Origin of the sequence: Actinokineospora sp. UTMC 2448 (genome assembly GCF_024760565.1) — a bacterium.
Lineage (GTDB): Bacteria > Actinomycetota > Actinomycetes > Mycobacteriales > Pseudonocardiaceae > Actinokineospora > Actinokineospora fastidiosa.
The window spans coordinates 2670391-2684836 of sequence record NZ_CP031087.1 but is presented as its reverse complement, the minus strand read 5'-3'; the positions used below and the strand labels follow the sequence as shown (position 1 = coordinate 2684836).

At 71.1% G+C, this 14446-nt stretch carries 14 protein-coding genes; 9 read left to right on the top strand and 5 right to left on the bottom strand.

The genetic code is table 11. From position 1 onward, the window contains the following. The first annotated feature begins 137 nt into the window (after positions 1 to 137). Complete coding sequence (locus Actkin_RS12665; protein ID WP_258907319.1) at positions 138 to 959, top strand: carbohydrate kinase family protein; 822 nt, start codon at positions 138 to 140, stop codon at positions 957 to 959. Positions 960 to 1022: 63 nt separating this feature from the next. Further along, the gene (locus Actkin_RS12660; RefSeq protein ID WP_258907318.1) at positions 1023 to 1451 is read left to right on the top strand and encodes a DoxX family protein; all 429 of its coding nucleotides are present in this window, start codon (positions 1023 to 1025) and stop codon (positions 1449 to 1451) included. Here Actkin_RS12660 and Actkin_RS12655 read toward each other — a convergent pair whose 3' ends face one another. The 3 genes from Actkin_RS12655 to Actkin_RS12645 form a co-directional block, all read right to left on the bottom strand. Further along, positions 1452 to 2009: a hemerythrin domain-containing protein gene (locus Actkin_RS12655; RefSeq protein ID WP_189212810.1), complete on the bottom strand. Its 558-nt coding sequence runs from the start codon at positions 2007 to 2009 to the stop codon at positions 1452 to 1454. Further along, complete coding sequence (locus Actkin_RS12650) at positions 2006 to 3205, bottom strand: hypothetical protein (RefSeq protein ID WP_189212809.1); 1200 nt, start codon at positions 3203 to 3205, stop codon at positions 2006 to 2008. Before Actkin_RS12650 ends, Actkin_RS12655 begins: the two co-directional genes overlap by 4 nt. A gap of 64 nt (positions 3206 to 3269) precedes the next feature. Further along, positions 3270 to 3674 carry a DUF6098 family protein gene (locus tag Actkin_RS12645; protein ID WP_258907316.1) on the bottom strand — a complete coding sequence of 135 codons (405 nt, stop codon included), beginning with the start codon at positions 3672 to 3674 and terminating at the stop codon, positions 3270 to 3272. A 74-nt stretch (positions 3675 to 3748) separates the two neighbouring features. Here Actkin_RS12645 and Actkin_RS12640 point away from each other — a divergent pair, with 74 nt between their 5' ends. The 6 genes from Actkin_RS12640 to Actkin_RS12615 all read left to right on the top strand — a co-directional run bounded on the left by Actkin_RS12640 (position 3749) and on the right by Actkin_RS12615 (position 11062). Next, complete coding sequence (locus tag Actkin_RS12640; RefSeq protein ID WP_258907315.1) at positions 3749 to 4237, top strand: metallophosphoesterase family protein; 489 nt, start codon at positions 3749 to 3751, stop codon at positions 4235 to 4237. Between the two features lie 178 nt (positions 4238 to 4415). Next, positions 4416 to 6077, top strand: a complete 1662-nt coding sequence (locus tag Actkin_RS12635) for a P-loop ATPase, Sll1717 family (protein ID WP_258907314.1) — start codon at positions 4416 to 4418, stop codon at positions 6075 to 6077. Positions 6078 to 6203: 126 nt separating this feature from the next. Further along, positions 6204 to 8339 carry a hypothetical protein gene (locus tag Actkin_RS12630; protein ID WP_258907313.1) on the top strand — a complete coding sequence of 712 codons (2136 nt, stop codon included), beginning with the start codon at positions 6204 to 6206 and terminating at the stop codon, positions 8337 to 8339. Positions 8340 to 8432: 93 nt separating this feature from the next. Then, complete coding sequence (locus Actkin_RS12625) at positions 8433 to 10106, top strand: APC family permease (RefSeq protein ID WP_189212795.1); 1674 nt, start codon at positions 8433 to 8435, stop codon at positions 10104 to 10106. 36 nt (positions 10107 to 10142) lie between these two features. After that, positions 10143 to 10406 carry a DUF6412 domain-containing protein gene (locus Actkin_RS12620; protein WP_189212794.1) on the top strand — a complete coding sequence of 88 codons (264 nt, stop codon included), beginning with the start codon at positions 10143 to 10145 and terminating at the stop codon, positions 10404 to 10406. Positions 10407 to 10438: 32 nt separating this feature from the next. Beyond that, on the top strand, positions 10439 to 11062 hold the full coding sequence (locus Actkin_RS12615) for a YidC/Oxa1 family membrane protein insertase (protein WP_258907312.1): 624 nt from the start codon (positions 10439 to 10441) through the stop codon (positions 11060 to 11062). Positions 11063 to 11106: 44 nt separating this feature from the next. Here Actkin_RS12615 and Actkin_RS12610 read toward each other — a convergent pair whose 3' ends face one another. Together Actkin_RS12610 and Actkin_RS12605 are read right to left on the bottom strand one after the other, a co-directional pair. Continuing rightward, positions 11107 to 12303 carry a DUF1700 domain-containing protein gene (locus tag Actkin_RS12610; protein WP_258907311.1) on the bottom strand — a complete coding sequence of 399 codons (1197 nt, stop codon included), beginning with the start codon at positions 12301 to 12303 and terminating at the stop codon, positions 11107 to 11109. Next, positions 12300 to 12629: a PadR family transcriptional regulator gene (locus Actkin_RS12605; RefSeq protein WP_189212791.1), complete on the bottom strand. Its 330-nt coding sequence runs from the start codon at positions 12627 to 12629 to the stop codon at positions 12300 to 12302. The genes Actkin_RS12610 and Actkin_RS12605 overlap by 4 nt, the downstream gene beginning before the upstream one ends. 145 nt (positions 12630 to 12774) lie before the next feature. On the opposite strand from Actkin_RS12605, the gene Actkin_RS12600 reads away from it, so the two are divergent. Then, the gene (locus tag Actkin_RS12600; RefSeq protein WP_258907309.1) at positions 12775 to 14445 is read left to right on the top strand and encodes a BCCT family transporter; all 1671 of its coding nucleotides are present in this window, start codon (positions 12775 to 12777) and stop codon (positions 14443 to 14445) included. Position 14446 lies beyond the last annotated feature (1 nt).

Sequence of the window (14446 nt, the reverse complement as noted above, 5' to 3'; positions counted from 1 at the left end):
AGCCCGCGACGGCGGCAAAGACAACCGCCTCGAACCCGCCCCCGGGCTGCGGCACCCGCAGCCTTCGGCGGGTCGCTTGGACCCATCCGGCGTGGCGGACGAGCGTGCTCTCCCCCATCGTTCGCACAATGCAGCCTATGCCGAAGGTGTTCATCGCCGGTCCCGTCTCCTGGAACCGGCTCGTCCAGCTCGATCGGCTGCCCGAGGCCCGGCCGCATACCGTGTTCGCGCGCGGGCACCGGGAGACGGTGGGGGCCACGTCGGCGGGGAAGGCGCTCAATCTCGCCAAGCTCGGCGCCCAGGTCACCCTGCGGACCGTGGTCGGTGACGACCCGGCCGGGCGGGAGGTCGTGCGGGTGCTCGCCGGTGCCGGGATCGAGGTCATCGCCGAGGTCGCCGACACGCCCACGGAGCAGCACCTCAACCTCATGGACCCGCACGGCGGGCGGCTGTCGGTCTACCTGGAGCTCCCCAGCCTCACCCAGCCCCGCCACGACGCCGCGGCCTGGGCGGCGGCGCGCGCGGCCGACGCCGTCGTGGTCGACCTCGCCGACCACGCCCGCCCGTTCCTCGCCGCCGACGCCCCCATCTGGTGCGACCTGCACGACTACGACGGCGCCGCCGAGTACCACCGCGACTTCCTCGCCGCCGCCGCCCACGTGTTCCTCAACGACGACGCCATCGGCGACCCAGAGTCGTTCCTGACCGCCCGCGTCCGGGCCGGGGCCGAGACCGCCGTCGCCACCCTCGGCGCCCGGGGCGCCATGGCCGCGACCGCGGCGGGGATCGAGCGCGTCGACGCCGTCGAAGTCGCCGAGATCGTCGACACCAACGGCGCGGGCGACGCGTTCTTCGCGGGCTTCCTGGTCGCGCGCCTGGCGGGCGCGGACGTCCGGGCCGCCCTGCACGCGGGCGCGGAGCACGCCGCCCGCTGCCTCGCCTCGCCCGATCTTGCGTGAGCGGCCGGATCACCGGTAATCTCGCTGGGAGCGCTCCCAACCGATCGACAGGAAGTGATCCGGATGGCGAGTGCCCTGCTCACGCTCCGCTCCCTGAGCATCCCCCTGCTGCGCGTCTCGCTCGGCGTCGTGTTCGTCTGGTTCGGCGCGCTGAAGATCACCGGGACGACCCCGGTCGCCGACCTGGTGGCGGGGACCGTGCCCTGGCTGGAGCCGACCGCGCTCGTCGTCGGGCTGGGGCTGACCGAGGTCGTCCTGGGGATCGCGATGGTGATCGGCAGGCAGGTCAAGTGGGTGGCGCTGCTGGTCGCGGCGCACCTCTGCGGGACCTTCCTGACGCTGGTGGTCCAGCCGTCGGTCGCCTTCCAGACGGGCAACCCGCTGCTGCTCACCATGACCGGGGAGTTCGTGGTGAAGAACCTCGTGCTCCTCACCGCGGCCCTGGTCGTGATGGCCGCCGCGGTCGCGCCCGTGGAAGCCGACCGACGGTGATCACCGCGAGAGCGCGGAGCGCACGGCGTCCTTCACGCGGTCGTAGAGCCCCAGGACCGGGCCCGCCGCCAGGTTCGCCGTGGCGGACTCGGCGCCCGGGTGCGGCCGCGTCGGCGCCATCTTCTCGGCGACGAGCACCGCGTCGGCCAGCTGGGCGAGCCGCTCGGGGTCGAGGGTGCGGCGCAGGTAGCGGAACTCGTACTGCTCCTCGTACGAGGCGTGTTCGAGCACCGCCGCCCGCAACTCCGCCAGCGCGGGGAGGAAGTCGGCGTGGTCGGGTCCGAGGGAGTCCAGCCGCTTGAGCAGTTCCTTGGCCTGCCGCTCCTCCAGCAGCCGGTCCTCCACCACGTCGTCGCCGCCCTCCAGGACCCGGCGGGCCTCGGGGTGGACCACCAGCTCCTCGGCCGTCTCATGGACCGCCAGCAGGCACACCAGCTCCCGGAAGGCGTCCTCCCTCTCCTTGCCCGCGGTCGACTCGACCTGCGTGAACAGGTCGCGGATACGCATGTGCTGGCCGATCAGCAGCTCCACCACGTCGGCCGTCTTGACCCCGGTCATCGCCGCAACTCCTCCACTGGGTGCGCGCCCTCTGTCGACAGGCGGTAGTCGGCGCCGTCGAACAGGGCGGCGTGGTCGTCGATCACCCGCTCGCTCGGCGGGTCCTCGCCGCCGTGGATGGCGGCCTGCATGCGCTCGAAGCGCTCGTGGGCGTCGCGGACGTAGCCCTCGCCCAGGGTGGTCAGGTCGATCTGGGTGTCGAGCAGCTCGCGCAGGTACTCCTTGTTCGGCTCGAAGGTGACCGGCTCGGGCAGGCTGTCGCCCAGGACCTCCTCGGGCTCGCGGCCGTCGTTGGCGCGCATGAGGTCGCACGCGGCGTGCAGGTGCTCCAGCTCCATGTTGAGGTGCAGCTCCCAGATCGCCTTCACCCGGCGGTCGGACTCGGTCTGCATGAACGAGTGGTACAGGTAGCACTCGTTGTACTCGTGCAGGACCAGCCGCTCCCACCAGGTCTCGCCCGGGTCCACAAGGGACTCGTAATGGGTGACGTGCTCCTCCTCGATCAGCCCGATCTCCTGGTAAAGCTGGCGGGCGATCGGCTCCATGTACTGCGGGCCGACGTTCATGTAGAAGTTCATGGTCTGCTGCTCGGCCGACATGATCGTCAGCGCGTGCAGCTTGGAGATGGGGGCGGCGGTCGACTTGTCGTACGGGGTGCGGACGTTGTCGGCGGGGTGCCGGTGGTGGTACTTCGTCGGCCGCCCCGGGATCACCTCGGTCAGGCCGTCGACGATCTTCTCCGCCTTGCGGTGCTGCACCATCTCGTAGAGGTTGGCGTACCGGTACAGGTGGTCGAAGTCCTCCAGGACACCGAACTCGTACGCCTGGGTCAGGTAGGGGTCGGGCTCCATGCGGGCCACCCACGCGGTGAGGTCGACGGCGACCTGCTCGTAGGCGATCGTCGTCTCCAGCGCGGACGCCGTGCCCGGCAGCAGCCAGTTGACGACCTTCTGCTGCTGCTGCTCCAGGTAGCGGATCTCCGCGAGCTTGCGCTTGACCTCCATGTCCGGGCACTGCCGCGCGAAGTGGTGGCTGAACATCAGCGCCTCCACCTCGATGCCGTTCATCGTGATGATGCGGCAGCGGGTGTACGGATCGGCGTGGTCGGGATCCGTCGGCTCCACATCGAGCTCACGCCAGTTGCGCAATTGCCGGTCCAGTGGGATGCCGCGGTGCTCCAGCGGGTTGAACGACATCAGGGCGCCTCTCGATCGGGGGCAAACATGTCGCGGATTGCCCCGCGCCGCCGCGGCGAAACCCTCAGTGCGTCGACTTGCCCACGTTCATCCGCTCGGTGTAACGCGCGTGCGCCTCGGCCACCAGCCGCGCGTCCAGCCACGCCACCGGATTCACCTCGACCAGCAAGGGTTCGTTGTCGGGGCCGAAGTCGACCACCCGGCCGTGCAGCACCCACGGCCGCGCGCCCTCGTGGGTCTCGCGCAGGTACTGGCACACCCGCCGGGCCAGCCAGTCCTCCACCGGCAGTGTCCACCACTTGGGCGCGGCCAGCGGGTTGGCCGACAGGCCGGGCATCAGCAGCCCGCTCTCGTGGTCGGTGCTGGCGTGCCCGGCGTCGGCCTCCGGCCCGTGGGAGTACCGCAGGTACAGCTCGGGCCCCATGTGGCAGACCTCGGCCAGTTCGCCGAGGCTGAGCAGCGTGAACAAAGGCGTCCTCCGGTCCGAATCGTGCGCCCCGGCTTCCCCCGCCGCCCGCGCGCGAAACGCAGGATGATCGCGGCATGCGCGTCGTGGTCCTCTCCGACACCCACGCCCCCCGACGGTGGCGCGGCTGCCCGCCCGCCGTCGCCGCCCACCTGCGCGACACCGACCTGATCCTGCACGCAGGCGACGTCTGCACCGCCGACGTCCTCGACGAACTCTCCGCCTACGCCCCGGTCCACGCCGTCCTGGGCAACAACGACGGCCCCGACGTCGCGGCATGGGGCGCCCCGGAGACCCTGGAACTGACCCTGAACGGCCTCCGCGTCGCCATGATCCACGACAGCGGCCAGGCCACCGGCCGCACCGCCCGCATGCGCCGCCGCTTCCCGGACGCCGACGTCGTCGTCTTCGGCCACTCCCACATCCCCATGGACACCACCGCCGACGGCGTCCGGATCTTCAACCCCGGCTCCCCCACCGACCGCCGCCGCCAACCCCACGGAACGATCGGCCTCTGGACCATCACCGACGGTCGATTGGACGCGCGGATCATCCCGGTGACCTGAACCCCCGCGTCGGCTTGATCACCGGCAATTCGTCGAGGATCGGCGGTGAATTCGCGGGCCTTTTTCGCACGTACCCCACACGGGTGAATACGGGACTCTTTCGGGCTCTGCCTCGTTACAGATCCCCCGGTGGCACCGAGCCTGGAATCACGAGCAGAACACGGCCAGGGAGGTCGCCGTGCACCGCGCACACGAGCGTCTCGCCGCCCGGGACGAGCTGGGTCGGGTGTTGACCCCGGCTCGGCCGTTCGGGCCGATCGCCACCGAGGACGTCGCCGGGATCGGGCGCTCCACCGTCGACCAGCTCTTCGACCGCAACAACCGGATCTATTCGCAGGCGGTCAGCGATCTGTTCCCCGCGTACATCATCGGGAGGAAAGGGGCGGGCAAGACCGCGTTCCTGATCAGTTCGGACACCGACCGGGAGGTGTGGCGGGCGGCCATCGACACCGAGAAGGTGTACCACGAGATGCTCAACGTGCTGAACGCCTATCGGGGGGACGGGCTGTTCGTCGGGCAGCGGGCGGAGATCTGGACCGCGCTGTTCGACCACGTGGCGATGTTCCACGCGTGGCGGTTCTTCGACGGGCACGACCCCGAGGGGAAGCTGAACGTGCTGGGCACCTACCTGGGGCAGGCCGCGGACCCGGCGGCCGACGCCTCCCAGGTCGCCGAGCGGTTCCTGCGGCAGGTGCGCGAGCGCGTGCACGAGCGGCCGGGCACCGGGCCGACGGAGATCCTGGAGGGGATGGGCCAGGACAAGGCCCGCTTCGCCGACGCCAGGGCTGCCATGCGCGACCTGCTCACCGACCGGGGCCAGCCGCTGGTCATCGTGATGGACAACCTGGAGGAGCTGCACCTGCGGCTGCGCGAGCTGACCCCGGTGCTGGCCGGGCTGTTCCGCGCCGTCGGCGGCATCATGGCGCGCAGCCCGTCGGACCGGCCGTACGGGGTGCAGATCTGCCTGCCCTCGGAGCTGTTCGACCAGATCCACCGCATCGCGGCCGCGGCGGACAAGGACATGCAGGGCGGGTACCTGAAGATCTACTGGAGCGCGCGCGAGCTGCTGCGGCTGGCGGGCACCCGGCTGCACCTGTTCCTGCGCACCCGCCACCCCGACGAGTACGACCGCCTGGCCCGCGCCGCCGACCGCGTCGACGAGCCGGAGCCGGACATCGCGCTGCTGCGGGCCGCGCTGCCGACGAACTTCCGCAGCGGCCTCGGCATCCCCGAGGACCCGGTCGCCTACCTGCTGCGGCACACCCAGCTGCTGCCCCGGCACCTGATCCACATCCTCAACAGCGTCTTCAGCAGGCACGACCGCGGCTCGACGCCCTGGCAGGTGACCCCGGCGGCCATCCTGGCGGGCACCCGGCACGCCGAGCACCTGCTGGTGACCAGCATCCTGGCGGCGTACCAGGCGTCGTACCCCCTGGCGGGCGAGGCGCTGCGCAGGCTCACCGGTCGGCTCGACATCTGCTTCCCCGCGTGCGAGCTGCACAAGGTCTACAACCGGCAGGGCATCCGCAAGGTCTCCGGCATGGACTTCGACGAGTTCCTGTCGATGCTGTTCTCGCTGGGCGTGCTGGGCATCCGGTTCGGCCAGACCGGCCGGTACAACAAGGCGCACTTCCAGTACACCTTCGACTACGAGCTGGGCGCCCAGGAGGAGCACGACCACCTGTGCGTGCACCCGCTGTTCACCCGCTACCTCCTGGAACGGTCGCTGCCCCAGCTGCGCAAGGCGCAGGCGCACGCGACCTACCCCTACGGCTGCGACCCCCAAGGCGAGGACTACCGCACCGCCTTCGGCTACACGGTTCCGCCTCCCCGGAATTAACCATGGTGGTTGCGGTGGGTGGGGACAGTTGCGGTGGGTGGGAGGTAGTGGCTGGGTTGGGTTCCGGTCCCCTTGGGTGCGGTTGGGTGCCACGCGGGAAGAGACTGTGAAGGGCAAGGGGGAGAGATGCCGCTTAGTCCGCGTACTAGTAAGGCGTTGCCGGGGGTGGCGGCGGAGTATCTCGATGAGCAGCCGGACGGGCCGCGGATCGGGATCGCGCTGTCCGGGGGCGGGATCCGGTCGGCGGCGTTCAACCTGGGGGCGCTGCAGGCGTTGCAGGAGCGCGGCGTACTGCGGGACTCGGCGTACCTGGCGGCGGTGTCGGGCGGCAACTACATCGCCAGCGCGCTGATGATCTCCGCGGCGCACACCTCCGCGGAGTTGGAGAACGGCAAGCCGCTGTGGGGGCGCGGATCGCCGGAGGAGCGGCGGCTGCGGCTCAACAGCGACTACCTCGCGCCCGGGCACGAGGGCAAGCTGTGGATGGCCGCCAGCGTCGTCTACGGGTTCATCGTGAACTACCTGCCGTTCGCGCTGACCGCGGTGATCGCGGGCAGGCTCACCGGCTGGGTGCTGGCCGCGCTGGGCGTGCGGCTCACCGACCTGCGGCTCAACGGCCTGCACCTGCCCGAGTCCGCCGTGCTGACGGCGCTGCTGGCGGTCGGCGCCGTGTGCGTGCTGCTCGCCCTCGGCGCCGTCTGCTACCGGCGGATGAGCGACAACCCCGGCGACTACGGGGAATCGGCCTGGGAGCGGTTCGGGGCGCGGGTGCTGCTGGTGGCGGGCGCGATCGTGGTCGTGCTCCTGCTGCCCGTGCTGACGCGGCTGTACGCGCTGGCGTCCACCAAGGCGCTGGCGTGGCTGTTCCAGGAGCCGCCGGAGACGTTCCAGAGCACGGTGGGCCGCATCGCCGCCGGGCTGGTGTGGCTGGTGGCCGCGCTGCTCGCCGCCGCGGCGGCGCTCATGCTCAGCAGGCGGCTGCGGGCGCGCAGGCTGATGCTGCTGCTGGCCTCGCTCGCGGCGGCGGGCCTGCTGCTCGTGCCGCTGCTCTCGGCGCTCGAACTGGCCAACCGCCAGCCCCGGCCTTCCACAGTGGACGTCATCGTCCTCGCCGCGTTCGTGGTCGTCGTGCTCGGCATGGCCGTCTTCGTGCACAATCGCCGCTACTCGATGCACCTGTTCTACCGCGAACGGCTCAACAGCGCCTTCGCCCTCCAGCGGGAACGCGACGAGCGCGGCTGCATCGTGGCCGCGCCCATCAGCTATCGGGAGAAGCTGTACTTCTCCGACCTCAAGCCCGCGACCGACCTGCCGAAGCTGGTCGTCTGCTGCGCGGTGAACGTCACCACCGACGACGTGCCGGTCGGGCGCTTCGCCGAGTCGTTCACCTTCGAGCGCGGGCGCAGCGGCGGCCCGCTGTTCGGCTACCACGACACCAAGCGCCTCGAACAGCGCAACGGCGTCGCAGGAACGGAGTTGACGCTGCCGTCGATGATGGCGGTGTCCGGCGCCGCGCTCTCGCCGCTGATGGGCCGGTTCACCTACCCGCCGCTGCGGTTCCTGATGGCGCTGACCAACGTGCGGCTCGGCGTCTGGATCAAGAACCCCAACCACGCGGCGGCCAAGCGGGTCGAGGAGGACTGCCGGTCGCGGCTGCGGCGCGCGGCCCGCCGGATGCGCGACGGCTGGTTCGAGCCGGGCGCGTGGTACGTGCTGCGCGAGGCGCTGGGCGCGGCGAAGTCGACGCACCGCTACATCTACCTCACCGACGGCGGGCACTGGGAGAACCTGGGCGTGGTCGAGCTGCTGCGCCGCCGCTGCACCCACGTGCTGTGCTTCGACGCCAGCTGCGACCGCGACGGCGAGGGCCTGGACATCGGCAGGGCGATCGCGCTGGCGCGCAGCGAACTCGGCGTCGACATCGATCTCGACCCCCGGCCGGTGCTGCCGGACTCGGCCGGGTTGAGCGCTTCCATGGCCGTCGCGGGCGTGATGAGCTATCCGCCGCCCGGCAACCAGCAGGCGCAGCTGGTGTACGCCAAGGCGGTGCTCACCGAGGAGGCGAGCTGGGACCTGCACGCGTTCAAGCACCGCGAGCCGCGTTTCCCCAACCACTCCACCAGCCAGCAGATGTTCACCGACGAGCAGTTCGAGGCATACCGGACGCTGGGCCACGAGGCGGGTGAGAAAGCGGTCACTCTGCTGAACATTCCCGCACGACGGCGCGCACAGGCGGTGGCGCACGGCAACGGTCGGGTGTAGGGAATAACAAACCGGCTTCACTGGGGTGTAGGCGCGAGTTCACCTGGGTACGTGGCCGGCGTCAGGGCCGCGCACAGATGGGAGCGATCCGCCATGACCACATCCGTGGGACCACCGCGCCGGGTGGACGTCCGGCTGGACACCGGGCTCAAACGCGACGTGAACAAGCTGAGCCTGCTGTTCACCGGGGTCGGCGCGATCATCGGGTCCGGCTGGCTGTTCGGCGCCCTGTACGCCTCCCAGATCGCCGGACCGGCGGCCATCCTGTCCTGGGCGATCGGCGGGGTCATGGTCATGGTGATCGGTCTGGTCTACGCGGAGCTGGGAGTGATGTTCCCCGTCTCCGGCGGGATCATTCGCTTTCCGCACTACTCGTTCGGCTCCTTCGCCAGCTTCAGCTCCGGCTGGACGAGCTGGCTGGCCGCCGCCGCGGTCACGCCCATCGAGGTGCTCGCCACGATCCAGTACGCCGACCCGTACATCCCGTGGCTGATGAACCAGAGCGACGGCGTGTTCGTGCTGACCGGGCCCGGCCTCGCGATCGCGGTCGCGCTGATGTTCCTCTACAGCCTGGTCAACATCCTCGGCGTGAAGCTGTTCGCCCGCCTCAACAACGCGCTGGTGTGGTGGAAGCTCGCGGTGATCGCGCTGGTCGTGGTCGCGTTCTTCGTCCTGGCGTTCAACCCGGAGAACCTCAGCTCGGTCGCGGGCTTCGCCCCCGAGGGCTGGGGATCGGTGCTGACCGCGATCCCCGCGGCCGGGGTCGCCTTCGCGTACCTGGGATTCCGCAACGGCATCGAGTTCGCGGGCGAGACCGACAACCCGCAGAAGAACGTGCCGTTCGCCATCATCGGCTCGATCCTGATCGCCGGGATCATCTACGTGCTGCTGCAGCTGGCGTTCATCACCGCCGTCCCGGGGCACCTGCTCACCGACGGCTGGGCGAACCTGGCCTTCGAGGACGCCGCCGGGCCGCTGGCCGGGCTCTCACTGGTGCTGGGCGCGGTCTGGCTGGCCGTGCTGCTGCGTGTGGACGCCGTCATCTCCCCCGCCGACACCGGCCTGATCTACGCGGGCGTCACCGCGCGCCTGTCGTACGCCAACGCCCGCAACGGCAACGCCCCGCAGGCCCTGACGAAGCTGAACAAGCGCGGGATCCCCTGGGTGTCGGTGCTCGTGATGTTCATCGTGGGCTGCTTCTTCTTCCTGCCCTTCCCGGGCTGGCAGCAGTTCATCGGCTTCATCACCTCGGCGTTCGCCATCTCCTTCGGCGCGGGCCCGCTCGTGCTGGGCGCGCTGCGCAGGCAGCTGCCCGACCAGGAGCGGCCGTTCCGGGTGCCCGGCGGTGACGTGCTGCCCTACCTGGCGTTCCTGTTCTCCAGCCTGCTGGTGTTCTGGGCCGGGTGGGCGATCAACGAGAAGATGATCATCGCGCTGCTCGTCGGGTACGTGGTGTTCGCGATCTACCACGCCCGCAACCGGGCGGTCATGCCGCCGCTGGAGTTCAAGGCCGGGTCCTGGTTCCCGATCTGGCTCGTCGGCCTCGGCATCATCAGCTACCTCGGCGACGTCGACCCCGACCAGCCCGCCGACCCGGGCCTGATCCTCAACGGCGGCGACGGGCCGATCTCGCTGGTGTGGGGCTTCGTCATCCTGGCGGTGTTCAGCGCGCTGGTGTACGCCTACGCCATCGCCGTGCGGCTGCCGCCCGAGCGGGCCGCGCGGAACATCAGCCAGGCGCCGACCGACGAGCCCGCCGCGATCTGACGGGTACAGTCGACGGACGAGGAGGAGGTGACGCGGATGCCCGGTTGGCGGTCGCTGCTGGCGCTGTTCGCGCTCCTCCTCGTCCACCAGCCCACCGAGCTGGTCGCCGCGGTCGCGGCCGTCGCCCTGATCGTGCTGCTGGTCAGCGTGGCGCCGCTCCCGACGGCCTGCCCGTCGTGGGCGCGGTCCCTCTCCCTGCGCGAGCGGTCCCAGCGCACGGCGTTCCTGCGCCTGCGCGATCCCGACGCCGCGGGTCGTCCCCGTCCTCGAGCCCCAGGACGCAGCCTCCGCGCTGCCTGATCCGTCCTGCCCGCTCGACATCCGGAGTACCCGTGTTCCACGACCTGGGCGCGGCCCTGGCCGGGCTCGCCACGCCCGTCCTGGCCATCGTCGCCTTCACCGCGCTCGTCCGCCTGCTCATGCACCCGCTCGCCCGCGCCGCCGTGCGCGGCGAGAAAGCCCGCGCCGCCCTCGCCCCGCAGGTGGGGGCGCTGAAAACCCGCTATGGCAACGACCCCCGCACCCTCCAGCGCAAGACGCTGGAGCTGTACCGGGAGTCGGGCACGTCGCTGTTCACCGGCTGCCTGCCCGCGCTGGTCCAGATCCCGTTCTTCATGGTGATGTACCGCCTGGTGACCACGGACAGCCCGCTGCTGGACGGCGCCCTGTTCGGCGCGCCGCTCGGCACGCACTGGCTGGGCGTGTTCACCTTCACACCGGTCTTCGTCGGACTGTTCGCCGCGCTGACCGCCGTGGCCTATGCCACAGCGCGATGGCAGGCCGCGCAGGCGCTGCGCTCGGGGGCGCCCGAGCCGCCGATGGCCCGGTGGCTGCGCCTGCTGCCGTTCGGCACGGTGCCCGTCGCCGCCGTCCTGCCGCTGGCCGCCGGGGTCTACCTGCTCACCACGACGACGTGGACGCTGGTGGAGCGCGCCTTGCTGTACCGCCTGCTGTGACGCACCGGGTGGGAGCGGCCCCCGACGACCGCTCCCACCCGCGCCTACCCCTTCGTGGTGGTCGGGCTCGGCGTGGTCGTGACCGACGCCGTGCTGGTCGGCGCGGCGCTCGTGGGCCCCGTGGTCGTCGGCGCTGCGGTCGTCGGCCCTGTGCTCGTCGGAGCCGTTGTCGTGGGCGCCGTCGTCGTGGGCGCCGTGGTCGTGCCGTTCGGGGGCAGCGGGACGAACGGCATGCCCGGCTGCTCCACGCAGCCGTCGGGGCCGTAGACCGTGTTGGGGGCGGGGAAGCGGTTGTCGAACAGCTCTCCGTTCGTGGGCGAGCAGCCGTACTGGTAGACGTTGAGCGGTATGCCGTGCTCGTCGTAGAGGTAGAACTCGGGGATCTCCTTGCCCTCGCCGTCCACGGCGTACAGGTTCCCCAACGGCTCACCGTTGTAGGACAGGCCCGTTGAGACGGACACCGGGTAGTAGTAGCCGTTGTCCCGTCCGCTCGCGTCGACCGCCTGCACCGCCAGCGACAGGCCCAGCCCGATCGCCAGCGCGTTGGCGGGCACGACGACCAGCAGGAGCCGCCGGTCGACGGCCACCCGCCTGCCCGCCCACAGCAGGACACCGGCCGCGCCGAGGAGGGCCACCATCCACAGCCCGGCGTCGGCCCGGACGGCGGCGGCGCACCCCAGGGCGACCAGCAGCAGCCGGGCCACCCGCCAGCCCGGCGCCAGGGCGCGGACCCGCTCGGGGGACGGCAGCCGCCGCACCGCCCGCCGCGCCTGGTCGCGGGCCAGCCGGTACTCGGGCACCGACTCGACGTCGACGCGCCGCACCATCCCGGCGAACACCAGCCACAGCGCCGGGAGCAGCGCCAGCCCGCAGAGCAGCGCCACCGCGAGCGCCTCCTCGTCGTACCGCTCGGAGAGCACCCCCGACAGGCCCGCCGCCACGGTGGCCCCCGCCGCCGCCCACACCACGTACCGCGCGCGCCACGTCCTGGGCCGCTCGGCCTGGGTGTCCTGCGCCACCGGGTAGCCGCCCGCGCGCCGCAGCTCGGCGGCGTACTCCTCGGGCGTGCCGAGCCGGTCGACGACCGCCTCCAGCGAGCCCGCCTCGGCGTACACCTCGTCCACGTGCGGCGCCAGGTCCTCCATGACCTCGGCGACCTCCTCGTCCGGCAGGCCGGTCAGGCCCGCGCGCACGCGCCGCAGGTACTCGGCGACCTCAGGGCGGGTGACGATGTCGTTCACGCCGCTGCCCCCTTCCGCAAGATCCCGTCGAGCGTCGCGGCGAACGCCCGCCACGCCTCCTCCGACTCGGCCAGCTTCGTCCGGCCCGCCTCGTTGACCCCGTAGTACTTCCGGTGCGGCCCCTCGTCGCTGGGGACCACGTAGGAGGTCAGGTACCCGGCCCGGTACAGCCTGCGCAGCGTCCCGTAGACGGAGGCGTCCCCCACCTCGTCCATCCCCCCGGTGCGCAGCCTGCGCAGCACGTCGTAGCCGTACCCGTCCTCGTTCCTGAGCACGGCCAGCACGGCCAGGTCCAGCACCCCCTTGAGCAGCTGGCTCGTATCCACATCACCCTCCTGGTATGGCGCTACGGACACTATTACGCATAGCGCGGTAGTGCGCAAGGCGCACCTGTCGACACGAAATCGCAAACTGTCCGGGCTAGTCTGCGTCCGAATCACGACGGACCGGACGCTCCCAGGAGGACTCATCGTGGCCACGGCCGACCACCACACAGGACACCAGGACAGACGGCGCGGGAAATCCGTGCACGCGCGGGTGTTCTGGCCGTCGGCGGCGATCGCGCTGGCGTTCGTCGTCGCCACCGTCGCGTCGCCCGCGACGATGGAGAGCGCCGTCGGCACGGTGTCGTCCTGGATCGTCGCCCACTTCGGCTGGTACTACACGCTGATCGTCAGCCTGTTCGTCGTGTTCGCGATCTGGGTCGGGGTAGGACACTTCGGGGACATCAAGCTCGGCGCCGACGACGAGGAGCCGGAGTTCGGGCGCAGGTCGTGGTTCGCCATGCTGTTCGCCGCGGGCATGGGCATCGGCCTGGTGTTCTGGGGCGTGGCCGAGCCGCTGAACCACCTCGCGGGCATCCCCAACCGGGCCTCGGGCATCGCCGCTGCCGACGAGCCCGGCGCGCAGGCCGCCCTGGTCCAGACCTTCCTGCACTGGGGGCTGCACCCCTGGGCGATCTACGTCGTGGTCGGCCTCGCCGTCGCCTACGCGATCCACCGCAAGAAGCGGCCCGTGTCGATCCGCTGGGCGCTGGAACCGGTGCTGGGCGACCGGGTGAACGGCTGGATCGGCGACGCGATCGACATCGCCGCCGTCGTGGGCACCCTGTTCGGCGTCGCCACCTCGCTGGGCCTCGGCGTGACCCAGATCGCGGCCGGACTGGACTTCGTCGGCATCCTCGACGACCCCGGCAACCTGGCCAAGGTGGTCCTGATCGGCGCCATCACGCTGATCGCGATCTTCTCCGTCGTCACGGGCGTGGCGAAGGGCATCAAGTGGCTGTCCAACGCGAACATGGGCCTGGCGGGCATCATGCTCGTCTTCGTGTTGGTGACCGGCCCGACGCTGTTCATCCTGCGCGACTTCATCCAGTCGATCGGGCTGTACCTGCAGAACCTCGTGCGGTTGAGCTTCAGCACCACCGCGTTCCAGGGCGCGGAGGGCGAGGCGTGGCAGGGCTACTGGACCGCCTTCTACTGGGGCTGGTGGATCTCGTGGGCGCCGTTCGTCGGCGTGTTCATCGCGCGGATCTCCCGGGGACGGACCGTGCGCGAGTTCGTGGCGGGCGTGCTGCTGGTGCCCACGCTGCTGAGTTTCCTGTGGTTCTCGGTCTTCGGCGGCGCGGGCCTGTTCCGCCAGCTGTTCGGCGACGGCGGCCTGGTCGGCACCGACGCCTCGGGGGCGGCCACCGTGGACACCGAGGGCGCGCTGTTCACCCTGCTCTCCGACCTGCCCGGCGGCGCGGTCGTGGTCTTCGGCGCGATCATCCTGATCGTGCTCTTCTTCGTCACGTCGTCGGACTCCGGCTCGCTGGTGGTCGACATGCTGGCCTCCGGCGGGGACGTGAACCCGCCCAAGTGGAGCCGGGTGTTCTGGGCGTCGGCCGAGGGCGCGGTGGCCATCGCGCTGGTGCTGGCGGGCGGGCTGAGCGCGCTGCAGGGCGTGGCGATCGCCATCGCCCTGCCGTTCAGCCTGGTGATGATCGGGATGTGCGTGGCCATCTTCCGGGTGTTCTCCCGGGAGCGCAGGGCGATGGTGCGCATCCAGCGCAGGCTCCAGCGCCAGGAGCTGACCGAGCACGTGACGCAGAGCCTGGTCGACGAGGGGCTGGTCGAGCCGGAGAAGGGCGCGCAGCGGTAGG

Excerpts from the sequence above, each read along its gene's own strand:
- Actkin_RS12665 (WP_258907319.1), top strand. The coding sequence starts at position 138 with ATGCCGAAGGTGTTCATCGCCGGTCCCGTCTCCTGGAACCGGCTCGTC.
- Actkin_RS12660 (WP_258907318.1), top strand. The coding sequence starts at position 1,023 with ATGGCGAGTGCCCTGCTCACGCTCCGCTCCCTGAGCATCCCCCTGCTG.
- Actkin_RS12655 (WP_189212810.1), bottom strand. The coding sequence starts at position 2,009 with ATGACCGGGGTCAAGACGGCCGACGTGGTGGAGCTGCTGATCGGCCAG.
- Actkin_RS12650 (WP_189212809.1), bottom strand. The coding sequence starts at position 3,205 with ATGTCGTTCAACCCGCTGGAGCACCGCGGCATCCCACTGGACCGGCAA.
- Actkin_RS12640 (WP_258907315.1), top strand. The coding sequence starts at position 3,749 with ATGCGCGTCGTGGTCCTCTCCGACACCCACGCCCCCCGACGGTGGCGC.
- Actkin_RS12630 (WP_258907313.1), top strand. The coding sequence starts at position 6,204 with ATGCCGCTTAGTCCGCGTACTAGTAAGGCGTTGCCGGGGGTGGCGGCG.
- Actkin_RS12625 (WP_189212795.1), top strand. The coding sequence starts at position 8,433 with ATGACCACATCCGTGGGACCACCGCGCCGGGTGGACGTCCGGCTGGAC.
- Actkin_RS12620 (WP_189212794.1), top strand. The coding sequence starts at position 10,143 with ATGCCCGGTTGGCGGTCGCTGCTGGCGCTGTTCGCGCTCCTCCTCGTC.